At 58.4% G+C, this 26,393-nt stretch carries 20 protein-coding genes, 1 tRNA gene and 2 pseudogenes; 11 read left to right on the top strand and 12 right to left on the bottom strand.

Going from position 1 to position 26,393, the window contains the following annotated elements:
* Positions 1-32: 32 nt before the first annotated feature.
* The 6 genes and pseudogenes from AO388_RS25205 to AO388_RS25180 form a co-directional block, all read right to left on the bottom strand.
* Positions 33-2,483, bottom strand: coding sequence for a TonB-dependent receptor plug domain-containing protein (locus tag AO388_RS25205; protein WP_058417375.1), 2,451 nt, complete (start codon positions 2,481-2,483; stop codon positions 33-35).
* A gap of 533 nt (positions 2,484-3,016) precedes the next feature.
* On the bottom strand, positions 3,017-3,685 hold the full coding sequence (locus AO388_RS25200; RefSeq protein ID WP_005746429.1) for a DUF3313 domain-containing protein: 669 nt from the start codon (positions 3,683-3,685) through the stop codon (positions 3,017-3,019).
* Positions 3,686-4,116: 431 nt separating this feature from the next.
* A pseudogene (locus AO388_RS25195) lies at positions 4,117-4,953 on the bottom strand (sugar phosphate isomerase/epimerase family protein).
* 1 nt (position 4,954) lies between these two features.
* Positions 4,955-6,187 (bottom strand): NAD(P)/FAD-dependent oxidoreductase, encoded by a 1,233-nt coding sequence (locus tag AO388_RS25190; protein ID WP_058417374.1) that lies wholly within the window; start codon positions 6,185-6,187, stop codon positions 4,955-4,957.
* Positions 6,188-6,205: 18 nt separating this feature from the next.
* Positions 6,206-6,526 (bottom strand): MocE family 2Fe-2S type ferredoxin, encoded by a 321-nt coding sequence (locus AO388_RS25185; protein WP_058396063.1) that lies wholly within the window; start codon positions 6,524-6,526, stop codon positions 6,206-6,208.
* A 36-nt stretch (positions 6,527-6,562) separates the two neighbouring features.
* Positions 6,563-7,654, bottom strand: coding sequence for a fatty acid desaturase family protein (locus AO388_RS25180; RefSeq protein ID WP_058396064.1), 1,092 nt, complete (start codon positions 7,652-7,654; stop codon positions 6,563-6,565).
* A 121-nt stretch (positions 7,655-7,775) separates the two neighbouring features.
* Between AO388_RS25180 and AO388_RS25175 the strand changes: the two are divergent.
* A pseudogene (locus AO388_RS25175) lies at positions 7,776-8,866 on the top strand (LacI family DNA-binding transcriptional regulator).
* A gap of 6 nt (positions 8,867-8,872) precedes the next feature.
* Here the strand turns inward: AO388_RS25175 and AO388_RS25170 are convergent.
* Complete coding sequence (locus AO388_RS25170) at positions 8,873-10,867, bottom strand: sigma-54 interaction domain-containing protein (RefSeq protein ID WP_058396066.1); 1,995 nt, start codon at positions 10,865-10,867, stop codon at positions 8,873-8,875.
* A 193-nt stretch (positions 10,868-11,060) separates the two neighbouring features.
* Here AO388_RS25170 and AO388_RS25165 point away from each other — a divergent pair, with 193 nt between their 5' ends.
* The 3 genes from AO388_RS25165 to AO388_RS25155 all read left to right on the top strand — a co-directional run bounded on the left by AO388_RS25165 (position 11,061) and on the right by AO388_RS25155 (position 13,887).
* Positions 11,061-12,083: a Gfo/Idh/MocA family oxidoreductase gene (locus tag AO388_RS25165; protein ID WP_058396067.1), complete on the top strand. Its 1,023-nt coding sequence runs from the start codon at positions 11,061-11,063 to the stop codon at positions 12,081-12,083.
* Positions 12,080-12,868, top strand: a complete 789-nt coding sequence (locus AO388_RS25160) for a TIM barrel protein (RefSeq protein ID WP_054995457.1) — start codon at positions 12,080-12,082, stop codon at positions 12,866-12,868. The genes AO388_RS25165 and AO388_RS25160 overlap by 4 nt, the downstream gene beginning before the upstream one ends.
* 92 nt (positions 12,869-12,960) lie before the next feature.
* Complete coding sequence (locus tag AO388_RS25155; protein ID WP_058417373.1) at positions 12,961-13,887, top strand: sugar ABC transporter substrate-binding protein; 927 nt, start codon at positions 12,961-12,963, stop codon at positions 13,885-13,887.
* A gap of 484 nt (positions 13,888-14,371) precedes the next feature.
* Here the strand turns inward: AO388_RS25155 and AO388_RS25150 are convergent.
* From AO388_RS25150 to AO388_RS25130, 5 genes are all read right to left on the bottom strand, one after another.
* A tRNA-Gly gene (locus AO388_RS25150) sits at positions 14,372-14,447 on the bottom strand.
* A gap of 66 nt (positions 14,448-14,513) precedes the next feature.
* Positions 14,514-15,074 (bottom strand): CDP-diacylglycerol--glycerol-3-phosphate 3-phosphatidyltransferase, encoded by a 561-nt coding sequence (gene pgsA, locus AO388_RS25145; RefSeq protein WP_003400851.1) that lies wholly within the window; start codon positions 15,072-15,074, stop codon positions 14,514-14,516.
* A gap of 32 nt (positions 15,075-15,106) precedes the next feature.
* On the bottom strand, positions 15,107-16,930 hold the full coding sequence (gene uvrC, locus AO388_RS25140; RefSeq protein ID WP_003393963.1) for an excinuclease ABC subunit UvrC: 1,824 nt from the start codon (positions 16,928-16,930) through the stop codon (positions 15,107-15,109).
* A 2-nt stretch (positions 16,931-16,932) separates the two neighbouring features.
* Positions 16,933-17,577, bottom strand: coding sequence for a response regulator transcription factor GacA (gacA, locus tag AO388_RS25135; RefSeq protein ID WP_002553344.1), 645 nt, complete (start codon positions 17,575-17,577; stop codon positions 16,933-16,935).
* 169 nt (positions 17,578-17,746) lie between these two features.
* On the bottom strand, positions 17,747-18,061 hold the full coding sequence (locus AO388_RS25130; protein WP_003364326.1) for a helix-turn-helix domain-containing protein: 315 nt from the start codon (positions 18,059-18,061) through the stop codon (positions 17,747-17,749).
* 129 nt (positions 18,062-18,190) lie between these two features.
* Here AO388_RS25130 and AO388_RS25125 point away from each other — a divergent pair, with 129 nt between their 5' ends.
* The 7 genes from AO388_RS25125 (at position 18,191) to AO388_RS25095 (ending at position 26,369) form a co-directional block, all read left to right on the top strand.
* Positions 18,191-18,424, top strand: coding sequence for a DNA-binding protein (locus AO388_RS25125; protein WP_003435509.1), 234 nt, complete (start codon positions 18,191-18,193; stop codon positions 18,422-18,424).
* Positions 18,425-19,172: 748 nt separating this feature from the next.
* A complete protein-coding gene (locus AO388_RS25120; protein WP_058417372.1) occupies positions 19,173-20,255 on the top strand; it encodes a 3-deoxy-7-phosphoheptulonate synthase in 1,083 nt (360 codons plus the stop codon).
* An 81-nt stretch (positions 20,256-20,336) separates the two neighbouring features.
* On the top strand, positions 20,337-20,618 hold the full coding sequence (locus tag AO388_RS25115) for a peptidylprolyl isomerase (protein ID WP_002553340.1): 282 nt from the start codon (positions 20,337-20,339) through the stop codon (positions 20,616-20,618).
* 216 nt (positions 20,619-20,834) lie between these two features.
* Positions 20,835-22,703 carry an extracellular solute-binding protein gene (locus AO388_RS25110; protein ID WP_058417371.1) on the top strand — a complete coding sequence of 623 codons (1,869 nt, stop codon included), beginning with the start codon at positions 20,835-20,837 and terminating at the stop codon, positions 22,701-22,703.
* Positions 22,704-23,768 (top strand): microcin C ABC transporter permease YejB, encoded by a 1,065-nt coding sequence (locus tag AO388_RS25105; RefSeq protein ID WP_003364338.1) that lies wholly within the window; start codon positions 22,704-22,706, stop codon positions 23,766-23,768.
* On the top strand, positions 23,768-24,790 hold the full coding sequence (locus AO388_RS25100; RefSeq protein WP_003435512.1) for an ABC transporter permease: 1,023 nt from the start codon (positions 23,768-23,770) through the stop codon (positions 24,788-24,790). The genes AO388_RS25105 and AO388_RS25100 overlap by 1 nt, the downstream gene beginning before the upstream one ends.
* Before the next feature lies 1 nt (position 24,791).
* Positions 24,792-26,369 carry an ABC transporter ATP-binding protein gene (locus tag AO388_RS25095; RefSeq protein WP_003435513.1) on the top strand — a complete coding sequence of 526 codons (1,578 nt, stop codon included), beginning with the start codon at positions 24,792-24,794 and terminating at the stop codon, positions 26,367-26,369.
* Positions 26,370-26,393: the final 24 nt, after the last annotated feature.

Here is a 26,393-nt window from a genome sequence, read left to right as displayed (position 1 = left end):
TCGCACTCAATGGGGGTTTTCAGGTGCTGGCCTTAGAAGGCGTAAGTCAGCCGGGTGTAGTAGTAACCGCCGGTAAAACCGTAGGGCGAATAGGTGCCGTAACTGCTGACCATGGTGCTGCTGGGAACCCCCTGTTTCTTTGGATAGATGTCGAACAGGTTCTTTGCGCCGATGGCAACGTTGAGGTTTTTGCTGAGGTTGTAGCCGAGGTCCAGATCGGTGATCCACTTGGCGCTGTACACCCGATCCAGATCGCGATTGGCTGAGGAATTGACCTCTTTGTAGGAACCGTAACGGGTCAGCGCCAGGTTCAGGTTGAAGCGCTCGATGCTCCAGTCGCCGCCTAGAATCAGTTTGGTATGCGGCTGCACGCCAGTAATCAGATTGCGGGCCTCGCGGTCCATCAGCTCATAGGAAGTACCGAGGATCGAGGTGGATTCCTTGTAGCTGAGGATCTTTGTCTGATTCCAGTTGAACGCCGCTGTCCACTTCACTGACCCGTACTGCCCAAGGTCCTGGCGGTAGTTGCTGACCAGATCCAGCCCCTTGGTGCGGGTGTCGGCACCGTTGATGAAATACTGGCCGCCCGACGTCGAATCGATGCCGTTGTTGAGCAGCACCTGAGTGACTTCATCACCCAGCAGGGTGCCGGTCAGGGTGATGCGGTCACGCAGATTGATCACGTAGGCATCGGCGGTCAGGGTCAACTGATCGGTAGGCGTCAGGGTGAAACCGAGGCTGAAATTGGTGGAGCGCTCCGGCTTGAGGTCCTCGGCACCCAACGCTCTGGCGGCACCCGAGCCGGTCGGCAATACGCCGTAATTGATCGACTGATACACGCCGTCCACCACGCCGTAAGTGGTCGAACGTGCACTGAACCGACTGTTGGCCAGGGATGGCGCACGAAGGCCATTGCTGACGGTGGCGCGAACGGCGAACTGCGGGGTGAAGTCGTAGCGTGTGGTCAGCTTGCCGCTGCGGGTCGCGCCCACACCTTGGTTGTAATGTTCATAGCGCAGTGCGCTGCCGACATACCAGTCAGGCACAGGGTTGAAGCCTACGTCGACATAACTGGCGACACTGTTGCGCGAGGCGCTGCTTTCTTCATCCGGCGAAATACCGTTGGTGACCTGCGCACCTGACGATGCACAGTTGCCCGGTGCAATGCAGTAACCGCCGTTGGCATAGGATTCATAGTCGCCCGCCTGCACCTCATACGTGTCGCGTCGATGTTCAAGGCCGTAGGACACGTCGAGGGGCTTTTGCAGGCCGATGTCAAAGCCGCGCTTGAAGTCCAGATTGGTGGTCAGCTCGGTGGAAATCCACGCTCCTGATGTGAAGCTGTTGGGCGTGGCCTCACCCAGCGACGGGTTCTGGTTATGCGTGGTGCCCTGCTCCGCCTCGTTGCGCCCGTAAGTGCTGGACAGATCCCAGTCCCATTCACCAAGCGTGCCTTTGCCACCAAACGCAGCCTGAAAATCGTCTTCGTCGATGTACCAGGTCGGTGTGTATCCGGCAGGATAACCATTGGGCCCGGTGGTGATCGTGTTGGTGATGGTCGGCAGGCGAAAATTCTGCCCCTGCTCGGCCTTGCGACGCGAATAGGTGGTGAAGGAATACAGACTGAAACTGTCATCGATCGGCAGCTCGGCGTTGTAACCCAGGGTCAGCAGATTGGTTTTCGGCGTGCCGTAACCGCCATACGTGGACTTGCCCGCCAGGTCGTAGGCTTGTTCGTAGCTGTAGCCATTGGCGCTGGCCTTGTTGTCGTCATTCTGGCTGCGGGCATCCAGCGCCAGTTGCACGATACCGCCGTCGCCAATCTCGAAGCCTTTATTGAGGCTTTGCTGCACGGTCTGCTTCTTGCCGTCATAACCGAGCCCGGCGTTGGTCACCGAGGTGCCGCTGGTGTCGGCCTTGAGGATGACGTTAATCACCCCGGCAATGGCATCGGAGCCATATTGAGCCGCGGCACCGTCACGCAGCACTTCTACATGATCAATGGCGCTGATCGAGATCAGATCGAGGTCTGCCGGCGCAGCGCCGGTGTTGATGCCGTTGATATTAAGAGTCGCGCTGGTATGGCGGCGTTTGCCATTGACCAACACCAGCACCTCGGCGGCACTCAAACCACGCAAGTTGGGCGCACGGGCAATGCCGCTGGCGTCCCAACCGGTTTTTTCCGGCAGTGTCAGAGATGGGATGACCGCGCTCAATGCCTCCATCAGGCCGGGCTTGCCAGTACTCTGTAATTGTTTGGCACTGACCACATCGATCGGCACCGGGCTGCTGGTCACGGTGCGCTGCTCGGCACCGCGATTACCGGTGACCACCACGGTGGACAAGGTACGACGCTCATCCTCAGAGGTTTTTTCCTCGGCCTGAATCGTCCCTGACAGCAAAACGCTCCCTATCGCCAACGCCAGCGGGCAGTAGCCCAGCACGGCAGTCGAGGCTCGGGCACCGTGTAAAGCTTGCTTCATATTCACTCCAGACATGGCCGTCATTGAAGCCATGCATGCAAATCGCAAAGTCGGGCGTTCCTGCTGTCGTAGGGACAGCGCGGTACGCACGTTTCAGGCTGTGCAGGTAAAACCTGCGCGATGAGCTAGCGGTGGGGTGAGAAGCCGGTTGGCGGCAGAAGTGACGCGCAGCGCCTGTCAACAACAGGGCGAGAGGAATAAAGCCAGTGGCAGGATTGAACAGGCAACATACGTTGAACTCCCTTCCAACGATTCTGCTTGAGGGGAATGGTTTATCCCTCGGTCATGGCGCACTCGACGGCGGCCTGATGCGCAGAATCCTGATAACGATTGGTACCATCCGAGGTAAGGGGTAGGCTGTTGAAACCAAACATAACGGAATCAATTTCGAAAATATAATTCTATTTGGTCATAAGCTAATATTATTATTTTTGATTTATATTTATTTTATTATTCACAAATAGCATTTTCAGTTCTCAGGTGTCTGACTGACAGGGAGACCCGATTATCAGGCCGGGCTTCCCAAGGCTGCTTTACTTTGAGAGCAACAACTCAATCAGCTCATCCGCGCCTCTGGAAATACCCGCCTGCGCCGCCGACAAACGCCCGAAGGTCGAGCTTATGTCATAAACCTTTGGATATTGCCGAGTGACATAGGACTCCAGAAGCTGCGAAGTGGACGCATCGTAGATCTCGACGGCATAGCTGACGGACCCGGTAAACGTACCTTCACGGTCTCTGGAGGCCTGAACGAGGTTATATGACCCCATGCCGATATCGAATCGGGAGAATGTAGACAGCCCGGTAACAGTGGTCTCGGCCCCGGTCAGGGTGAGGCGAATGCGCATTGTCCCGCGTGAAGGTGTGTCGGTGAACCGGAAATGCTTGCCCAGGGCTTCAGAGAACCTGACTGTCATGTCGTTGGCCAGGACGGTCTTTTCGTTGCGCTCCAGGTCCGAAAATTGCGCATCAGCTCCCGAGTAGATCACCACGGGTTCAAGCATTACTTTATCGTATTGGTTCCAGTTGACTGACGTCGAGTACTTGAAGGGAATACGACCCGAGCTGTCCTGTTTGTTGGGCCGCATTTCAAGTGATGACTCGATTCCTGAATACGGCGACGGCTCGTGACTGGCACACCCCGTGACCAGAAAAACCAATAACAACAGCCCGGCCAACTTCATGTTTTTAACGTAGTGCATGCAGAACTCTCCAGCGTGATCAGGTTATTGAAATTCAAGCACTCACCGTCAATCCCCGAGCCCGACTACTATCAGGCACGCACCGTCACGGGCAGTACCTATGAAGGGCACTGGTAATATCCCGGGACTGTTTATCCAGAAGCACGTTTTCCAGAGACACTGTATCTCGGAGCACTCTCTTGCCTGATGCAGGGCCATCCATGATCGCGACGTACCGCGTTGCACGGCATTTAATCGATCATCATCAGACTGCTCTGCGAGGCGCTGCCGGACTGTTCTGGATATGTGTCAGTCTGCAATGAACTGCGAGACCACCAAAGCTGTACCGACGTGTATAGTTTTAAACCGTTGGCGATGGGTCGTCAACCTAAAATGTACACATCGGTATGCTTTTGAAGAGTTCACTATTCGCATCAAGCGGGCTGAACCCGTCAGACCCTTGAACGGCAATCATTCCAGATTCCGCGAATCAGATCCTTGAGTAACAGTGCCTCGCTCCAGCGATCTGAAATTTCGCGCCCGTCACTCCCTGTGATTGCATACGGGGGTGGGCCCAGCTCGCACGTGAAAGACAGGCTGGCTGGTTTATTCGGTCGAGCCAGCCAATCTTCAATACCGTAACGCCACCAGGCTCAAAACCGCTCAAGCCAGGGGCGGTGTTGTGCAAAGCTCAACGGCACCTGCACTTGTTCACTATTGGCTATACGGCCGTGAAAGCCCCAACTATGGCGCAAGATGCTGTGAATGTGCTCGTCGTCCTCGGCCGTCGCCGACTCGGGCAACTCCCGACCTACCACGTAGTGGGACAAATCAGCCAATAGTTTAAGGTCCGGCATCTGCGCCAGCACGTCGAGGGTAAACAACAGATCACTGGTAAGGCGGTAACGGTGAGTTTCCAGCAGAACCGGAAAGTCCACCTGCTCGGCCAGACGCTGCCAACCCTCGATCAACGTAATCGCCTGGGCCAGCGTCCGCGGACGTGCATCGGCCTGCAGAGTCAGGTGATGACAACCGTAGCGGCAAGCAACTTCAAGCGCCCTGTCCAGATCGGCCACTGTCTGTGGGAATAGCTGACCTTCAATCTGTAAGCCACGGGCCTCTGCGGCGGCATGCAGCCGCATGACATCGGGGGCATGCCAGTAATGGTCGGTGATCCCGTCAAAGCCAGCGGCGGCAATTCTGTCCAGTTGCGCCTCGATGGGAAGGTCACACTGGCCACGATGGTCCTGCATGGCCCATAGCGACTGAAATACCAGAAATGTGTCCATGTCAGAGCCTCAGCAGTTGTTTGAGCGAACACTCGGAGTCGTTGAGCATGGTGACGCTCAGCGGAATTCGGGCAACGATCAGGCGCTCACACAGCTTGATATCTTTGGCAACGCTGTTGCCCAGCGCCAGGCCACAGGCACCCTGCAGTCGTTGTTGCGCATCCAGGTAGAACAGCAACCGCCCACCGCAGGCCAATGCGCGGCTGGCTGAAGGCAGGGGCTGCGTGATTACACCGACTGTCTGCACGCTCCAGTCGTACTGATCGGACCAGAAGCCGGGCACCTCCTGGAACGGAAGATCGTACCCCAGCATATTCAATGCGCTGTGGCGCCCCTGCGCTTCGGCGTTGCGCCAGGTCTCCTGCCGCTGGTACACCCCCTCGGGGTGCAGGCGATACTCACACACATCACCGGCGGCGAAGATGTCCGGGCAGCTGGTGCGCAGTCGATCGTCGACACGAATCCCTTGCCCTACGGCAAGGCCAGCCGCTACTGCAAGCTCAATGTTCGGCTGCATGCCAACGCCGACAACCACTGCGTCACAAGGCACACTCCGGCCGTCGACCAGCAGCACTGACTCGGCGCGCTCATTGCCTTGCACGCCTTCAAGCACGACATTGAGTTGTACATCGACGCCGTGCTGCCGATGCAAATCCAGCAATGCCCGGGACACTTCTTCAGGCAAGACGCGCCCGGCCAGACGAGGGCCTGCTTCGAGCAACGTCACCTGGCAGCCTAGAGCCCGCGCCGTCGCCGCAACTTCAAGGCCAATGAACCCGGCACCGATGATCACCAGGCGTGAACCGTGGATCAAGGCACCCCGCAACGCCAATGCTTCATCGTGGGTGCGCAGGTAGAAAACATTGCTCAGGTGCCTGGGGATCTGTGCCAGGCAACGCGCCCTGCCCCCGGTCGCCAACAGCAATCGGCTGTAAGGCAACTCATCGCCGTCAGCCAACTGCAGGCGATGACCCTGCGGGTCGAGGCTCTTTACCGGATTGTCGGTCAGATGCTCGATACCCAGCTCAGTGAGGCGCGTGTCCGCACACAGACTGCAACCGGCCAGGTCCACGGAGCCTCGCAGCACGCCCTTGGACAAAGGTGGACGCTCATACGGCACGTGCGGCTCGGCGCCGATCAGTATCAGTCGGCCGGCGTAACCCTGATCGCGCAAGGTCAGCGCTGCACGGCCACCTGCATGACCCGCGCCAACGATAATCAATGGAGCATTCATGGCATGCACTCCTGATTTTCAGTCACTGACCGCAAGCAAAACCCGCCCGGCTTCGACCCGTACGGCAAAGGTCTTGAGATTGACGCACACGGGTGCTCCCAGGGCTTTGCCATTGCGATAGTCGAAGCGGCCGTTATGTTTAGGGCATTCGATGACGTGATCTATTACCAGCCCGTCGGCGAGGTGAATCTTTTCGTGGGTGCACAGGCCCGCCGTGGCGAAAAATTCGTTGACGGCGGAACGGTATACGGCATAGGTATGCGGGCCGTGATCGAAGCGAATGACGTCTTCTTCATCAATTTCGCCCACGGCGCATACATCAATCCATTGATTGTTCATGGTTTTTCTCTCTCGTTCGGGAACAACCGGAAAGTGTCAGCCGGAGGTCGCTTCAGGCTGGGGACGTGCGGCGGTGGCAGGCACTGAAGCATGTGACACCTGGCGCTTGATGAAGTAGGTCGGGTCGCGGCGCTGCCTCAGAAGGGTTGGAATAATTTCCTTGAAGGCTTCGCCGAGGCTGGCATAAGGCGGCGGACAGTCGTGGCGGATCTCTTCATGAAGTTGCGCCAACGCGTGATACGGCACCATCGGGTACATATGATGCTCAAGGTGGTAGTTCATGTTCATGTACAGAAAGCGCAGCACGCGGTTCATGTAGATAGTGCGGCAGTTGCTGCGATGATCGAGCACGTCTTCAGCCAGCCCCACATGTTGAGTAAGGCCGAACAGGTAAGACAGCCAGCCGCCATAAAGCATGGGCAAACCGACGTACATGAGGGGTAACCAGCTTTGCAGACACAGTGCCGCAGCAACCACTCCGGCATAAATGGCGAGCCAGATACGCGCGGCCAGAAACACTCTGGGCCATTCGGACACCGGGATGAAATCCTTCTCTTGCTCGCTCATGTGCGCAAAAGCATGTCGGCACACGCCGCCCATTGTTTTGATCAGCAAGGGAATCTGAAACAGGCTCAGGAACATCATCACAAGGCTCGGCGGCCGTGGCTCGACAATTTCCGGGTCGCGACCTACCACGATAGTGTCGGTATGATGCCGCGCATGGCTCCAGCGCCATACATGTGGCTCGAACATGCACATGAAACTGGCCACCTGGTACAACCCGTCATTCATCCACCGGGTCTTGAACGCGGTGCCGTGGCCAGTCTCGTGCCAGCGCGGGTTGGAGGCTGTGGCGTAAAGAACGCCGTAAGCCAGGAAGAACGGCACACATGCCCAGGAACCCCAGAACCAGTAGCCGCCAAAACCGCTGACCAGCAGCGCCAGCAACCAAATGGCAGTGTCGAGCAAGGCCGGGCCGTCGCGGCGCTGCATCAATTGTTTCATGCGTTTACGAGAGATGGGCGACTGGTACCACTCGGCAGATACCAGGCCTTTTTCCGCTGCACGGGCAGCTTCGGGGCCGGTCAGGCTATAGTCGCGCTGACAGGCTGCAGTGTCTTGAGGCATTGTTATTATTCTCCGCAAGTGTGAGGTTTCAGGAACTTTGCGTAAGAAAATATAGAGAGCACCCACCCCCCTCTCAAGGCCTTGAATACATTCACTATCAAGCTATCATCGAGCATCTGCGGTGCTTGATAGTTTTCTATCAAGCCGCTTCAAGGGCATGTCATGAATAACAATAAGCGCCCCACCATCGCGACTGTTGCCGCGCAGGCAGGCTTGAGTGTCGCGACTGTCGATCGCGTGCTCAACGCCCGCGCTCCGGTAAACCCCGCTACCGCCGAGCAGGTGCTGAAGGCCGCGGAAGCAGTGGGTTATTTCGCCGCACGGCTGATTGCGCAGCGCATTGTCGAGCAACGTCCCACTTACCGTTTCGGCATTCTGTTGCTGAACACCGCCCAGGCGTTCTATGCCAACCTCGCTCAGGCCATTGGCCAGGCCGCGCAACGTCGTATCGGGGCCAATCTGACCTGCCAGTTCGAATACGTGACTGATCGCAGCCCGGCCGCCATCGTTGCCCAACTCGAACAACTGGCAGTGCAATGTGACGGCCTTGCGGTGGTCAGCTTCGCCCACCCGCTGATCAACGCTGCTCTCGAACAGATTCGCCAGGCTGGCGTCCCGGCGATAGCGCTGCTTTCAGACATTCATGAGAAGGCCGATGAGCCTTACGTCGGTCAGGACAATTATCAGGTCGGACGCACCATGGGCTGGCTGCTGGCACGTACCTGCGGTGCTCGCAAAGGCAGCATCGGCATTCTGCTAGGCGGCCATCGCTTTCTCGGTCATCAGGCGCGGGTTGAAGGGCTACACAGTTACCTGGCAGAACATGCGCCGGGGTTACGTCCTCTGGTGCCGCTGATCAACCTCGACAACTGTGATATCACCGAAGAGGCGAGCCTGGAATTGCTGGGCAATCATGACGATCTGCGCGGGCTGTGCGTGGTGGGCGGTGGTGGCGACGGCATCATCAGTGCCCTCTCGCAACTGCCCAGACGTCCAGCGCTGTGCTGCATTTTGCAGGAGTCCACCGAACTGTCGCGCCTCGCACTCGCGAACGGGCTGGTTGACGTGGTGATCGACTCCCAGCCTCTTCAAATTGCCGAGGCACTGGTAAATCTGCTGATCGAGTTGCAGACCGTCAACAGCTTCGATCCGCTCAGGCACCGGGTGTATGTACCGCTACAGATCGTGACCTCGGAGAATACCGACGCCTGACCGGCGTCAGAGCCCTCGAAAATCGGCGGCGTTCAAGCCGAATCGACTCATTTTGTTGTACAGCCCGCCGCGGGAAACGTTCAGCTGTCGAGCCGCGAGGCGAATGTTGCCTCGGGTGCTTTCGAGCGCCGCAATAATCGCGTGCATTTCGTGGGTGCCAAGGTCATGGGCCGCCAAAGGCACTGGCAGCCGGCCCGGCACCGCGGGGCCGCTCCGCTGCCTGATTTCAAGGGGCAGATCGGCGGGCTGGACGAGCTCACCCGTGGCCAGATTGGTCGCGCGCTCAATGCTGTTTTCCAGCTCTCGCACGTTGCCCGGCCAGCTATAAGCCACCAGCAATTCCAGGGCTTGCGCAGAAAGCCCCAGCACTGACTTGCGCAATGAACGGGCACAACGATCAAGAAAATGTTGCGCCAGCAAGGCAATGTCTTCCCGACGCATACGCAGCGGCGGTACGCTCAGGTTGAGCACGTTGAGTCGGTAATACAGATCTTCACGAAAGGCGCCTTCGGCCACTGCCTGACTCAAGTTACGGTGAGTGGCGGCAATGATGCGTACATCCACTGGTCGCGAGCTTTTCGCCCCGACCCGGGTCACTTCGCCCTCTTGCAACACCCGTAACAGGCTGACCTGCGCGTCGAAGGACATGTCGCCGATCTCATCAAGAAAGATCGTGCCGCCATCGGCCAGTTCGAACTTGCCCGCCGACCCGCCTTTAGCCGAACCCGTGAATGCGCCCTCGACATGGCCGAACAGCTCGCTTTGCACCAGGTCCCGGGGAATCGCGCCACAGTTGACCGCTACAAAAGGCCCGCTATTGCGGTCACTCGCATTATGGATCGCCTGGGCGAACAACTCCTTGCCGGTGCCGCTTTCGCCAAGAATCAAGGTGGTGGAATCGCTGCGACTGGCGATCCGCCCAAAATGCACGGCATCTGCAATCGCCCGTGAACGGCCCTGAATGGTCTCGAACGTGTAACGGGCCTGAGTGCCGATAATTCGCCGGGTGATCTCCCGAATGCGCCGATTTTCTCGCAGCGACACCACGCGCCCGCCCTGCTCCAGTGGGCATACCGAAACCAGACAGGACAACTGGCTGAAATCATGCAGTTCAAAGGTGCAGTCCAGGTCCCGCAGCCCTTCACCGATACGCGCCAGAATCTGTTCGTTCAAATCACTGCGCCCCAGACGCTGGAACGGGCTGCCCAGCAAATCCAGGCCGACCCGAAAAAGCTGACGGGCATAGCGATTGAGCGCTTTTATACAGCCTCGTTCGTCCAGTACCACCAAACCTTCGTTGAGCACTTCGAGCACGGTTTGCTGTTCTTCCAGCAGCGCCTGCAAGGCCATTTGCCGCGAGACGGCCTCGGCCGCCGCCTGGACAGTGCCGAGCGTATGAAAATGGAACCAGCCAGGTTCTGCGGTCAGGGTCAGCATCGCCAGGGTCTTGCCTTGGGCATTGCGGATGGGCGCCGCAGCGCAATGCATTCGCCGCTGACGAAGGCCTGTACCGAAGTTTTCCTCTGCCAGTACATACACCAGGGAATCTTCAGCCAGGGCCAGCCCGGTGCAGTTGGTGCCCTGCACCGACTCCAGCAAGCGCGTACCCACCGGAGTCAGATCCAGCCCGCAAAAATACAGTGTGGTGCCTTCAGCATCGGTGAGGTTGATGTGGCCTCTCGGGTTATAGGCAAGCAAGCCGCGCATCACTTGAGCTGCTGCGGCAATCAAAACCCGATTGGCCGCCAGAGTAGCCGCAAGGTGTTGAGGGTCGACAAACCGGTAGTCGCTGTCTTCAGGGTTCACGCCGCCTGCGATGCTGCGTCCCCAGGAATCCCAAATAACCTTCCTGACCGTCGCCGGGCGCTCGTCAACGCCACTCAGGCGCGCCCGCCAGGCCTGCTCCAGTTCGGGTATGGGACCGCTGTTGAGTGCCACAGTCCCCAATGCGGTGAGGTATCCGAGGTCTTGCACGCTGAAGGTCGCAGACTGTGAGGACATTGATGTATCCATGTTCATATATTCAACATGTCAGTATAGACATGTCATTAAAATGAACACTTTTTGACTGGAAATTTTTAATAAACTTTTAAAATCAATAGCTTAAGTTATGGCATAGCCTTTGCTCTCCCCCTTTTGCCCGGCGCGCTTACGGCCGGGAAATAATCGAACAACAATTAAAAAGGGTTATTTCATGAGCAAAAAAATTCTCCGCCTTGGTCTGATTGGCGCCGGTCGCATGGGCAGCTTCCACGGCCAGACCGCCGCCCACCATATTCCCGGTGCCTGCCTTGCGGCCATCGCCGACCCCACTCCGGGCCAGGCGTCGCGTCTGGCCGCAGAGTTAGGGGTAGATCGGGTTTACACCGACCCTCAGCAATTGCTGGACGACCCAGACCTGGATGGCGTGCTGATCGCTGCCCCCGCGCGCAGCCACGCAGAATTAGTCATCAGCGCGGCGCGGGCCGGCAAGGGCGTTTTTTGCGAGAAACCCATGGCGATCACTCTCGAGGAAGCCGACCGCGCTATCGCTGCGGCCGCCGATGCCGGCGTGCCCTTGCAAGTCGGTTTCAACCGTCGCTTCGCCAAAAGCTTTCGTACGGCTCATCTGAACGTGGTTGAGGGGCGTATAGGTAAACCGCAACTGTTGCGCTCGTTAACCCGAGATCCTGCGCTGAACAATCCGGCAGCCTCGCCGCAATGGGTGATCTTTCTTGAAACGCTGATTCATGACTTCGATACCCTGCGCTACCTGAATCCCGGCGCCGAGGCAGTCAGCGTGTTCGTCATGGCTGATGCGCTGATTGCACCGGATTACAAGAACAATGGGCTTCTGGACACAGCGGTGGTGATGATCCGTTTCGACAACGGTGCCATTGCCACCGCTGAAGCCAGCTTTCAGGCGGTCTACGGTTACGACGTCCGGGGCGAGGTCTTCGGCAGTGCCGGCATGTTGACTATGGGCAACGTCAGTGAATCTGATCTGACCCGTTATCTGGCCAATGGCATACAGGCCGACTCCCAACGACTGGACACCGACCTGCTGCGTGACGCCTACATCGCCGAACTCAATCATTTTGCCGACTGCCTGCGTACCGGGGCCACCCCCCTGGCCAGTGGCGAAGATGCCCGAGCGGCGCTGGCCATTGCCCGCGCCTGCATCGAGTCGTTCCAGCAAGGCCGGCCGGTAGCAGTATCACGAGGAGTCGACGCATGAGCTCCATACCGTTCACATTAGCGGTCAGCGCCGAGATGGTGTTCCTGGATTTACCCTTCACCGAGCGTGTCAGGCGTATTCACGAGCTGGGCTTCAGCGCCGAAATATGGAGCTGGGCCAATAAGGACATCGCAGCGCTGGCTGCCACAGGGGCGAATTTCACCTCCATGACCGGCTACACCCACGGCAATCTGACCGATGCCGACGCAATCCAGCACCTGCTGGACAGCGCACGCGAATCCCTCGCGGTTGCCGCCCGGCTCAATTGCCCGAGCCTGAACCTGCATGGCACGGGCCTTGACGACAAAGGTCTGCCCGTCAATCCGGTGGCTCATGTCAATGGACGCATGTGGCTGAGTGCCTGCAAAACGCTGGAAAAAATCGCTCGCCTTGGCGAAGAGGCCGACCGGGTATTCTTGCTGGAAAACCTGAATACCGAGGTCGACCACCCCGGCACCCCGTTCGCTCGCGCTGAAGACACATTGGCCCTGATCGAGGCCGTGGGCAGCCCGCACCTGAAAATGAACCTGGACCTTTATCACGCGCAAATCGGCGAAGGAAACCTGATCGAACTCATCCAGCGCTCAGGCAGCGCCATAGGAGAAATCCAGGTCGCCGACGTTCCCGGTCGCCAAGAGCCCGGTACAGGTGAAATTCATTATCCCGCCATTGCCAGAGCGTTGTTCGATATGGGCTACACGGGTGTCGTCGGGCTTGAAGGCTGGGCCAGTGGCAACAGCGAAGCAGCACTGGAACGCTTCAAAAAAGCCTTTACCCTGGCTTGAGGAACACCTTGGCAAGCTCTCGTGAAAAGCGCTGGAAACGTTCATGACAGGTCTTGGTGAACGTCACACATAACAACAAAAGGAAACGTCTCATGCCCTTCTGCAAACTGTTTATCGCCGTGCTGTTACTGGTTTCCAGCCAATGGGCTGCTGCGAGCTACCGAATTGGCGTCACGATCGCCAGAGTAGACGATAACTTCATGACCTATGTGCGCAGCGGTCTGGAAGAAGCTGCCAGAAAAGAGAATGTGCAGCTCCAGTTCGAGGACGCTCAAGGCGATGTCGTTCGCCAGATCAATCAGGTTCAGGGCTTTCTCAGCCAGAAAGTGGATGCGGTCATCGTCTTGCCGGTGGACACCGCCGCCACGGCAAATATGACCCGCGCAGCAGTCGAGGCAAAGATGCCACTTGTCTACGTTAACCGTCACCCGGATGAGCGCGTCTTGCCCAAGGGCGTTACCACCGTGGCGTCCAACGACACTGAGGCAGGACAATTGCAGATGCGCTATCTGGCAGAAAAGATGGGAGGCAAAGGTACTATCGCGCTCATCATGGGTGACCTTGCGCAGAACTCGACACACGACCGCAGCGAAGGCGTCAAACAGGTGCTCAAGGACTATCCGGGCATAACGATCGTCGAGCAGCAAACAGCGGAATGGCAACGTAACAAAGGTATGGACCTGACCAGTAACTGGCTACTGGCGGGCAGAACCTTTGATGCCATCGTGGCCAATAACGACGAGATGGCCATCGGCGCCGCCATGGCGTTACAACAGGCTGGCAAAGCGAAGGGGGAAGTTGCAATTGTAGGCATTGACGGCTTGCCTGATGGCTTGGCGGCAATCAAACGTGGAATGCTGGCAGCCTCGGTGTTTCAAGACCCGAAGGCCCAAGCGACCACAGCTCTGCAATCGGCCATAAAAATGATCAAAGGCGAGCCGGTCGACGCCGAGGTCTGGGTGCCCTTCCAACTCATTACACCGGAGCAGGTAGCGGTGTTCGAGCAACATTATAAATAGTAGTCGGGAAGGCGAGTATCGAATGGTGGGATGGACGCCCTGACCAGATGAGTTTCGAAGTTCAGAGGCAACGCATGGCATGGGCTACCAAGCCGGGTATCGACACTGGCGTAGAAGGTGTGCGCTGGGTACAGCGCTGCCAATAATGATACCGCCTGGGTGAACTATTAAAGCGCTGACTGCCGGGTTTCTTACCCGGCAGGATGGCTGCCCTGCCGGCGATTCAACCGACAGTGGCTTCCTTGCCGAAGTCTTCGTAGGTGCGCAGCGGGTGCCCAATAATGGCCTCCAGCCGGTCTACTGTTCCTTCGACTGCTTGAAGTGGCGACGGCAATATGGCTTCGGACGCCAAAACTGCTTCAGACAAGCAGAAGTACATCACAAGAAAGTAAACCCGGGATATTTACCGCAAAAACGAAAAAAGACGCCTAAGCGTCTTTTTTGTTAATCCCATATGCCTCTTGGGCATACATGGATTTAGATTTGGAGCGGGAAACGAGACTCGAACTCGCGACCCCGACCTTGGCAAGGTCGTGCTCTACCAACTGAGCTATTCCCGCATTGTCTTGATGACGGGCGCTATTCTAGCGATTCAGATAGCGGCGTCAAGCCTTTGATTCAAAAACTTATTTTTTTTCTGCAGTCGTCCTGAGGTGCGGCCACGCGGCTCTCAGGTATTGCACCATGGACCAGAGTGTCAGCCCCGCAGCAATGAGCAGCAGCGCATAGCCGAGAATCACCCACAGGGTGATGGCCGGCGGGTTGCCGAGCAGAATGACCAGCGCGAGCATCTGCGCCGCTGTCTTCCACTTGCCCATGTTGGAAACGGCAACCTGCGCACGCGCGCCGATTTCCGCCATCCATTCGCGGAGCGCAGAGATTACGATTTCACGGCCGATGATCACCGCTGCGGGCAGCGTCAGCCAAAGATTGGCATGCGCCTGAACCAGCAGCACCAATGCCACGGCCACCATCAGTTTGTCTGCTACTGGATCGAGAAAGGCGCCAAAGGGCGTGCTCTGTTCAAGACGGCGGGCCAGATACCCGTCGAGCCAGTCGGTCGCCGCAGCGAACGCAAAGACTGCACTGGCCGCCATGTAGCTCCAGTGGTAAGGCATGTAGAACAACAAAATGAAGATCGGAATCAGTAAAACGCGTAGTACGGTGATCAGATTAGGGATATTCATCGGCACAACTGGCTACGAGGTGAACGAGCATTCTACTCGCTGTGCAGGTTTGCATAAATCGACTCTGCCAGCTTTTTGCTGATTCCGGGTGCTTTTGCTATTTCATCGATGCTGGCACGGGACAATTCCTGCAATCCACCGAAATGTTTGAGCAGATCACGACGCCGGGTCGGCCCGACACCCGCGACGCCCTCGAGGGTCGATGTACGCCGGGTCTTGCCCCGGCGCGCACGGTGGCCGGTGATCGCGAAACGGTGCGCCTCGTCGCGAATCTGCTGAATAAGGTGCAGGGCCGGAGAGTCGCCGGGCAACGTGAATTCATGCGCTGAGTCGTTCAGGTACAGCGTCTCGAAACCTGCCTTGCGCGTGGTGCCCTTGGCCACACCCAGCAGGATGAGGTCAGGAACCTGTAATTCATTGAGCACGTCACGCGCCATGGACATCTGACCCTTGCCACCGTCCACCAGCAGCACATCCGGCAACTTGCCCTCCCCGGCCTTGATGCGGCTATAACGTCGGGTCAATGCCTGGTGCATGGCAGCATAGTCGTCGCCTGCCGTCACGCCTTCGATATTGAAACGCCGGTAATCGGACTTGATCGGGCCTTCGGGGCCAAACACCACACAGGATGCTACGGTCGCCTCACCACTGGAGTGGCTGATGTCGTAGCATTCCAGACGCATCGGTGGGTCTTCGAGACCCAGCACCTTGGCCAGCGCTTCGAAACGCGACGCAACATGCTGACGGTTGGCCAGCCGCGCGGTCAGTGCCTGCTCGGCATTGGTGACCGCCATTTGCTGCCAGCGCGCCCGGGTGCCGCGCACGCGATGACTGATAACCATCTCGACGCCGCGCAGCTCTTCGACGGCGTCGACGAACGCAGGGAAATCGTCGTTGATGACATTGACGATGACTTCGCCGGGCAGTTCACGGTCGATGCCGCCGAGGAAATACTGAGCCAGGAATGCCGACATCACTTCGCCGACCTCCTCTTCTATGCCGACCTGTGGGAAGAAGTTCTTGCTGCCCAGCACCCGCCCGCCCCGCACGCTGATCAGGTGCACGCAGGCGCCGCCAGGGTTGACGAACGCGGCGACCACATCGACATCGCCGGTACCGCCGTCCATGCTTTGCTGATCCTGGACGCGGCGCAGCAAGGCGACCTGATCGCGCAACTCGGCTGCGCGTTCGAAATCGAGCGCCATCGCGGCTTTTTCCATGGAGGCGTTCAGTTCGTCACTCAGGGCATTGCTGCGCCCTTCGAGAAACATCACCGAGTGACGTACGTCCTCGGCATACACCTCAGGCTCGACCAGCCCGACACACGGCCCTTTGCAACGTTTGATCTGATATTGCAGGCAAGGACGCGTGCGGTTCTTGAAGTAGCTGTCCTCGCACTGCCTCACCTGAAAGGTCTTCTGCAGCAGGCTGAGGCTCTCACGAATCGCGCCGGCACTCGGGTAAGGCCCGAAATAACGGCCCTTGGCTTTCTTGGTACCACGATGAATGCTCAGTCGCGGAAAGGCATTATCGGACAGAAACACATAGGGATAGGACTTGTCGTCACGCAAGAGAATGTTGTACGGGGGCCGCCACTCCTTGATGAGGGTCTGCTCCAGCAACAGCGCTTCAGTTTCGTTGCCCGTGATGGTGGTCTCGATCTGGGCGATGCGCGACACCAGCGCTCCGGTCTTGGGCGCGTGTCCGGTCTTGCGAAAATAGCTGGCAAGACGCTTCTTGAGGTTCTTGGCCTTGCCGACGTAAAGCAGTGTGGCTTCGGCGTCGAACATACGGTAGACGCCGGGACGACCGCTACAGGTCGCGAGAAATGCACTTGGATCGAAAGTCTGGGTCATGTTCAGGCGCTGGCATCAACCATGCCGTGACGTACAGCGAGCAAAGCCAGTTCAACATCACTGCTGATCGAGAGCTTTTCAAAGATACGGTATCGGTAGGTATTAACGGTTTTCGGTGAAAGGCACAGCTTGTCCGAGATGGTCTGGACTTTCTGGCAGCCGACGATCATCAGGGCAATCTGGATCTCGCGCTCGGACAGCAGATCGAACGGCGAATTGTTGACCTGCGGTTGAAACGACTTCAATGCCAGTTGCTGGGCAATCTGCGGGCTGATGTAACGCTGACCGGCAAACACCAGGCGAATGGCCTGGACCATTTCGGCAAGCCCGGCGCCCTTGGTCATGTAACCGGCAGCGCCAGCCTGCAGCAAACGGGTCGGGAAAGGATCTTCTTCACAGACGGTAACAGCGACGACCTTGATATCAGGGTGGCTGCGCAGCATCTTGCGCGTCGCTTCCAGCCCACCGATGCCCGGCATCTTGACGTCCATCAATACGACGTCAGGCTTGAGCTCGCGCGCTTTCTTCAGGGATTCCTCGCCGGAATCGGCCTGCCCGACAACTTGCAGACCATCAATGTCGGCGAGCATGCGTGTGATGCCTGTCCGGACAAGATCATGGTCATCGACAACTAGCACCTTAATCAAGCAGACACCTCGCGCAACGGTCATAACGAATGCCAATCACCATAACAAAAACAACGAGTCAGACCTAGCACTGCGAACACCGTCTCACATCAATATGATGGCAAGCACCTCAGGCAGTGCTGCAAAAATCTCGATACGACAGCAGAGCGGCGCCCGCCCCGGGCTTTTATCACTTGACCGACGGAAGCTTCGCAGCCCCCGATAATGGCCCCGAGAGCTCGGCGATAGTGGTTGTCAGGCGCCGGATAGCATCCTGATCTTCCTTGCCCAGCACTCGGTAATTGCCCAGGATTTTTTCCTCGATAAGGCTGAGATTGTCGATCGGCACCGGCGTTCGCGTCCCCGTCAACACGTAAAGCACGTCAACACCTTTGGCTGCAACCGCCGCCAGGTAATCGGCCTTCGGTGCACGATCACCATTTTCATACTTTCCCTGGGCATTAGCCTCGACGCCTCCTATTTCACCGAAGGTACGCTGAGACATGCTCAGACGTTCTCTTTCCTTTCTCAGTCGGTAACCGATTCCACTCATTTGAACCTATTATCCTGTTGAAGCCATCCGAACGAGTGTTAGAATCTCGCGGAATTGAATAGATTTGAACGGTTTTGAACTATGCCCGGAATTCGCACCGCCGCACAAGCCAAGGCCTGGCTGGATCAACAGGGCAAATCTGTTCAGGAGTTCGCTCGTGAAAACAGCATTGATCCGGCGACCACTTACCAGGTACTGGCAGGACGCAAGAAAGGAAGGCGCGGTGAAGCGCATAAGGTAGCTGTACTGCTGGGCATGAAGATCGGGACGATCCCGAACACGGAAGCCCGGCATGAAGAAGCACGTGAAGAATAGCCGTTATTGGCTGGTGACAACGCATCCCGGACAAAACGCCAAAGCCGTTGCCTGCATTCAGGTATACAGGGTTGCGGGCAAAATAGCCCGCGCCGAATACGGCATGCCATCAACCGTTGAGCGGTTCGCTGTGGCTACCGGGGTTCCACCTGCCTGCATTCGCGAAAAACGATAATCCCGTTGATTGAATTTTCCAATTGAAGGCGCCTGGTTTCCTGAAGTAAGCTTGCGCTCAATTAACGGAGACCCACCATGCTGCAATCCACTTCACCGCTACTCGACGCTGTTACCGGCATTGCTTGCCGTGCACGTGCTGTGGCTGTGCAGACTGCCTCGGTGAGCGCATCCGTTGACTCTTATTATGGGTATTGGTTTAGCCACTGGCGCGCCTGATACCCATCCGGCGCCCACGTTAAGGGGACGCCAACCAGAGAATTCTCTAACCCCCGGTCGGCTTCCCGACCGGGGGTTTTGTTTTTTCAGGGCCACGTATTTCAACGGTCTGTTCAAGAACAGCCGCAAACCATCAATCTGCATTGCATCGAGGATCACGACATGAACTACGCCACTTATTACCGCAACGACATCGATTTTGCCTGGCGATTTAGCCACCTCCGTTCGGGACAGCCTGCCGCCTCCGTTCGGTCTCTGCCAGGTGGCAATCACATACCCCCGGTTCTAGAAGCCCTTTGTCGAACACCCCAGTAGGTCTGAGCGGGAGCGTCCCGCCAGCCCAGGAAGCCAGAACATGAATTCGTCCGTTGCCGTCACCCCGTCCGACCTGTCCAGCCACGCCGTCAAGCTGGCAGACAAAAGCCCCGCCTCGAAACGCCTGCCAGGGACCCTGGAATTGAAGATGCGCTTGCCCCTCGACGCAGCGCTCACCGAACAGGTTGCAGCCCACCGCCGCGCCGTACGCGCCATCCTTGAAGGTCAAGACTCGCGACTGCTGGTCATCGTCGGCCCCTGCTCGATCCACGACCCTCGATCCGCCCTTGAATACGCTGAGCGACTGGCCGACCTTGCCGCGCAAGTCAGTGACCAGATGCTGCTGGTAATGCGCGCCTACGTCGAAAAACCGCGCACGACGGTGGGCTGGAAAGGCCTGGCTTACGATCCGCGCCTCGATGGCAGTGACGACATGGCCGAGGGCCTGACGCTGTCGCGGCATTTGATGCGGGATATGCTGGGCCTGGGCCTGCCGATCGCCACCGAGATACTGCAGCCCATGGCGGCAGGCTACTTCGACGATCTGCTCAGTTGGGTCGCGATTGGCGCTCGCACCACCGAATCGCAGATCCATCGCGAAATGGCCAGCGGCCTGCCCATGGCGGTCGGTTTCAAGAACGGTACTGACGGCGGCGTAACGGTGGCCAGCGACGCGATGCGTTCGGCGGTGCATCCGCATCGTCACTTTGGCATGGACCGTCATGGCCACCCGGCCATTATCGAGACGCAAGGCAATCCGGACACGCACATTGTGCTGCGCGGCGGTCACGGCGGCCCCAATTACGATCGCCAGAGTGTGGCCAAGGTGCAGGCGAGCCTGAGCAGGAATAATGTCGCGTCGCGGATCATGGTCGATTGCAGCCATGCCAACAGTGGCAAGGACCCGCTGCGTCAGCCAGCCGTATTCGAAGACGTGCTTGAACAGCGCTTGTCGGGCGATACCTCGCTGATCGGCATGATGATCGAGAGCCACCTGTTCGACGGCTGCCAGGCATTGGGCGGGACGCTGCAGTACGGCGTTTCGGTCACCGATGGCTGCCTTGGCTGGGAAGGCACCGAACAGCTGTTGCGTCGCGCGGTTGACCGTCTGCGTTACAGATAAACAGAGCGAAGGAACTTTGTCGGGAAATACCGCACTGAATCCGGTAGGCTGTTTCTTTTTTTTCACAGGAGATTATTCCCCATGGCTAAAGCCACTGCCCGCCACATCCTTGTTTCGAGCGAAGAAAAATGCAACGAACTCAAGGCTCAGATCGAAGGCGGCGCTGATTTCGCTGAAATCGCCAAGGCCAACTCCAGCTGCCCATCGAGCCGCCAGGGCGGTGACCTGGGTTCGTTCGGTCCAGGCCAGATGGTCAAGGAATTCGACACTGTCGTATTCAGTGCTCCGGTGAACACCGTTCAGGGTCCGGTAAAGACTCAGTTCGGCTACCACCTGCTGGAAGTGACCAGCCGTCAGGACTGATCCTGTCGCGCCGCATGCCAGACGGCTCATCTTCGGATGGGCCGTTTTTGTATGTGGTCGTTTTCAACAGCGCAGTGGCTTGGCGAAGCGGCCATTTGTCTGTAGAAGATAGCGCGATGCAGGGCCATGAGCTCTGTCATGATTGTTGTCACCGCTGTACAGCCAGTCGCCTTTAACCCTGACATTCGCTTGCGAACGTCAGTCAGGATTCGAGTCATGCGTTTTGTTTTTTCATCGTTGCTCGCCTTGACGCTGACCTTCGTTGGCGCAACCCAATCGCTGTCCGCAGCCCCGCAACACGCCCTGACCGTTTACGGCGAAGCGCCACGCTATCCAGCCGACTTCAAGCACTTCGATTACGTGAACCCGGACGCGCCCAAAGGCGGCAGCATGCGACGCTCGGCCATCGAAATCGGCCAGTTCGACCACCTGATGCCCTTCACCGACAAGGGGATGGGCGTTTCGCAGATCAATGGCATGCTTTACTCCCCACTGGCTACGCGCTCGATGGACGAGCCCTACACCGTTTACGGGCTTGTCGCCGAGAAAATGGAGCGTGGCGCGGATGGCCTCTTCCTGCGCTTTTACCTGAACCCGAAGGCACGTTTCGCGGACGGCACGCCGATTACCGCCAGTGACGTGAAGTACACCTACGAGTTGCTGATGACGCAGGGTAACCTGCAATACCGGACCCAGTTTGAAGCGGTCCAGGGCCTGGAGGTCGAATCGCCTTCGCAAATCCGCTTCGACTTCAAAAACAGCGATAACCGCACCCTGCCCCTTGATCTGGCTTCGCTGCCGGTATTCCCCGAGCACTGGTGGAAATCCCGTGACTTCGCCAGCGGTGCCGGCTTTGAAATTCCGCCTGGCAGCGGGCCCTATCGGATCAGCCATGTGGACCCGGGCCGCACTGTCACCTTCGAGCGCGATCCGGACTGGTGGGGCAAGGACCTGCCGGTCAGCAAAGGCCTGTATAACTTCGACAGGTTCAGCATCGAGTACTTCGGCGACATTGATGTTGCACGTACGGTACTCAAAGGCGGCGCCTATGATTACAACCGCGAGTTTTCGGCGACTGGCTATTCAATTCGCTATGACGGCCCCGCCCTCAGCGACGGGCGCCTGCAGAAAGCCCAACTGGCCAGGGGCGCGGTGCAAAGCTCGCAGGGTTTCGTCTTCAACCTGAGCCGCCCCATGTTCCAGGACCGTCGCGTGCGCCAAGCGCTGTCGCTGCTCTGGGACTTCGAATGGACCAACCGGCAGATGATGCGCAACATGTACATTCGCCAGAACAGCTTCTTCTCCAACTCGGAGCTGGCCGCCAGCGAACTGCCCACGCCTGCCGAACTGAAAATCCTCGAGCCACTGCGCGGCGAAGTCCCCAAGCAGGTGTTCGACAGCGTGTTCGAGACGCCCAAAACCGATGGCACAGGCTTCATTCGCGACAAGCAACTGCAAGCGCTGGCCCTCATGAAAGAAGCTGGCTGGACGCCCAAGGGCGATGAGCTGGTGAATGCCCGGGGCGAACCGTTCAGCTTTACCTTTCTCAATGCACAAACAGGTTTCGAGCGAATGCTGCTGCCCTACAAACGCACCCTGGCGCAGATCGGTATCCACTTCGACATTCGCCGCATCGATGCCGCGCAATACCTCAACCGCGTCATGGCCCGCGATTACGACATGATTGTCACCGGCTACCCGGTCTCGACATCGCCCGGTGCCGAGCTGTACAGCAGTTTTGGCTCCAAGGTGGCGATGGACCCGGGTTCGAGCAATTACATGGTGCTGCAAGACCCTGCTGTCGACACGCTGATTGCCGGCCTGCTCAAGGCCGACAACAAGCAGACCATGACCGACTACGCCCATTGCCTGGACCGCGTACTGCAGTGGAACTACTACTGGATTCCCAACTACTATCCGCCCGGCTCTTCAACCGTCTGGTGGAACCGTTTCGGCATCCCCAAAATTCAGGCCAGCAACAATGAGGCCATCGAAACATGGTGGGAAATCAGCCCGACACCGCTGACCAATGAGCAATTCGCTGAAAAACGCGGCGCCTCGGCCATCGTTTCGGAGATGCAGTGAATGCTCGGTTATATCCTGCGGCGCCTGCTGCTGATCATCCCTACCCTGCTGTGCATTTTGCTGGTCAACTTTTTTATCGTGCAGGCCGCACCGGGCGGGCCTGTGGAGCAAGCCATTGCTCGCCTGCAAGGGATCGGCGGTGCAACCGTGGGCGCGGGTGCCAGCGAGTCTGCCGGGGCGGGTCATTCCAAAGCGTCCCGCGGGCTGGACCCGGCGCTGATCAAGCAGATCGAACGTCAATACGGTTTCGACAAACCGCTGCACGAACGTCTCTGGCTGATGCTGAAGAACTATGCACGACTGGATTTCGGCAGCAGCTTCTTTCGCGGCGCAACGGTGACCGACCTCATTCTGCAGAAAATGCCGGTGTCGATATCACTGGGGCTCTGGGCGACATTGCTGACGTACCTGGTATCAATCCCGCTGGGGATTCGCAAAGCGGTGAAACACGGCAGCCAGTTCGATATCTGGAGCAGCACCGCCATCATCATCGGTTACGCCATGCCAGCCTTCCTGTTCGCCATGCTGCTGGTGGTGGTGTTCTGTGGCGGCACGTCGCTGAACTGGTTTCCGGTGCGCGGACTGGTTTCGGACAACTTCGAGCAACTGACCACGATCGGCAAGATCGCTGACTATTTCTGGCACCTGGCGCTGCCGGTCTCGGCGCTGGTCATTGGCGGCTTTGCCACGCTGACCCTGCTGACCAAGCATTCCTTTCTCAACGAAATCACCCGTCAGTACGTGACCACGGCCCGCGCCAAGGGCATGAGCGAGCGACGGGTGCTGTATGGTCATGTGTTTCGCAATGCCATGTTGCTGGTGGTGTCGGGCATTCCGCAGGCGTTCATCAGCGTGTTCTTTGCCGGTTCGCTGCTGATCGAGGTGATCTTCTCGCTGGATGGCCTGGGCCGCATGAGCTATGAAGCCGCTGTGTCGCGGGACTACCCGGTGGTGTTCGGTTCGCTGTTCATCTTCACCGTGTTCGGCCTGCTGATAAAGCTGATCGGCGATATCTGCTACACGCTGGTCGACCCCAGAATCGACTTCAGCGCGAGGAATGCATGATGCGCAGCCTTTCGCCGCTGGCCCGTCGTCGCCTGGAACGTTTTCGCAGCAATCGCCGCGGCTGGTGGTCGCTGTGGCTGTTCTGCGGGCTGTTTGCCCTGACACTGGGTGGCGAACTGATCGCCAATGACAAGCCGCTGCTGGTCAGCTATCAGCACTCGCTCTATTTCCCGGTGTTCAAGCGTTATACCGAGCAGCAATTCGGCGGTGAGCTGCCCTTCCAGCCCGATTACCGCAGCGACTACGTACGCACACTGATCAGCAAAGGGGACGGCTGGATGCTGTTCCCGCCCATCCCGTTCAGTGACGACACGCCCAACTATGACCTGAAAACCCCGGCACCCAGCCCGCCGTCTGCAGAAAACTGGCTCGGCACCGATGACCAGGCGCGCGACGTCATGGCGCGGGTGATTTTCGGCGCCCGGGTGTCGATCCTGTTTGCGCTAGTGCTGACCTTCATCAGCGCGCTGATCGGGATCAGCGCCGGGGCGTTGCAGGGCTACTACGGCGGCTGGGTCGACTTGTTCGGCCAGCGTCTGCTGGAGGTCTGGTCAGGCCTGCCGGTGCTGTACCTGCTGATCATCCTGTCAGGCTTCGTCGAGCCCGATTTCTGGTGGCTGCTGGGCATCATGGCGCTGTTTTCCTGGCTGACCCTGGTCGATGTGGTGCGCGCCGAGTTTCTGCGCGGGCGCAACCTCGAGTACGTCAAGGCCGCTCGGGCGCTCGGTCTGGGGGATCGAAAAGTGATCATGCGCCACATCCTGCCTAACGCCATGAATGCGACGTTGAGCTACCTGCCGTTCATTCTTACCGGTGCCATCTCGACCCTCACTGCGCTGGATTTTCTGGGCTTCGGCATGCCTGCCGGCAGCGCGTCGCTGGGTGAACTGATCGCCCAGGGCAAGCAGAACCTGCAAGCGCCCTGGCTGGGGCTGACAGCGTTCTTCTCCCTCGCGTTGATCCTGACGCTGCTGGTATTCATAGGCGAGGCGCTGCGTGATGCCTTCGACCCGAGGTCCTGACATGTCGGAAAACCTGATCGAAATCCGCGACCTGAGCGTCGCCTTCAACGGGCAGAAAGTGGTCAGTAACCTGAGCCTGGATGTGCGCCGCGGCGAGTGTCTGGCACTGGTGGGAGAGTCCGGCTCCGGCAAGTCCGTCACCGCTCACTCGATCCTGCAATTACTGCCCCGCAGCGGCACCCTGACCACGGGCAGCATCACCTACCGGGGTCAACAACTGGTGGGGGCCGACGACCGCACCCTGCGCGAGCTGCGCGGCAACCGGATTGCGATGATTTTCCAGGAACCGATGACCTCGCTGAATCCGCTGCACAGCGTGGCCCGACAGATCGGCGAAACGTTACTGCTGCATCGCGGCATCAGCGGTCGTGAAGCGCAGAAACGCATTGTCGAGCTGCTGGAGCTGGTAGGCATTCAACAGCCGGAAAAACGCCTGAAAGCCTACCCGCACGAACTCTCTGGAGGCCAGCGCCAGCGGGTGATGATAGCCATGGCGCTGGCCTGCGAGCCGGAGCTGCTGATTGCCGACGAACCGACCACTGCGCTGGACGTCACGGTGCAACGCAAGATCCTCGTGCTGCTCAAGGAGCTGCAACAGCGCCTGAACATGTCGCTGTTGTTGATCAGCCATGACTTGAACCTGGTGCACAGCGTCGCGCAGCGCGTCTGCGTGATGCGCGCCGGTGAAATCGTCGAGCAGTCCGATTGCAAGTCGCTGTTCAAATCACCTCAGCACCCTTACAGCCGCCTGCTGCTGGACGCCGAACCTGCCGGCGAGCCGCTGCGACGCGACACCCGGGAAACGGTGCTGCAAGTCGACAACCTGAAGGTCTGGTTTTCCCTGACCGGCGGCATCCTGCGGCGGCACAAGGAATACCTCAAGGCGGTGGATGACATCAGCCTGAGCATTGAGCGCGGCAAAACCCTCGGTATCGTTGGTGAGTCAGGCTCCGGCAAGTCGACTCTTGGTCAGGCGATCCTGCGTCTGCTGGAGTCGCGCGGCAGTATCCGCTTTCGCGGGCAGGCGCTGGACGGCCTGAGTCAGAAACAGATGCGACCGTGGCGTAAAGAGATGCAAGTGGTCTTTCAGGACCCTTACGGCAGCCTCAGCCCACGCATGTCAGTGGCGCAGATCATCAGTGAAGGACTGGAGGTACACAGCCAGTACGACCCGGCGAAATGCGATGCCGAGGTCATTCGGGCACTGGAAGAAGTCGGCATCGACCCGCAGAGCCGGCATCGCTACCCCCATGAGTTTTCCGGTGGCCAGCGTCAGCGTATCGCCATTGCCCGAGCGCTGGTGCTGAAACCCGCATTGATTCTGCTCGATGAGCCGACCTCGGCGCTGGACCGGACCGTGCAGAAACAGGTCGTTGCGCTGTTGCGCGAACTTCAGGAAAAGCACGGCCTGACGTACCTGTTCATCAGCCATGACCTGGCGGTAGTCAAAGCCCTTGCCCACGACGTGATCGTGGTCAAGGATGGAAAAGTCGTCGAGCGCGGCGCCAGCCATGACGTTTTCGATGCGCCGCAGCACCCGTACACACAAGAATTGCTGGCGGCCGCGCATCCTGAATGATCTGACCCACAACGAAGCTTCTGC

Origin of the sequence: Pseudomonas sp. ICMP 10191 (assembly GCF_001467335.1) — a bacterium.
Taxonomy (GTDB): domain Bacteria; phylum Pseudomonadota; class Gammaproteobacteria; order Pseudomonadales; family Pseudomonadaceae; genus Aquipseudomonas; species Aquipseudomonas cerasi.
Note: the sequence above shows the minus strand (reverse complement) of the source record. Positions and strands in the feature narration are given on the sequence as shown.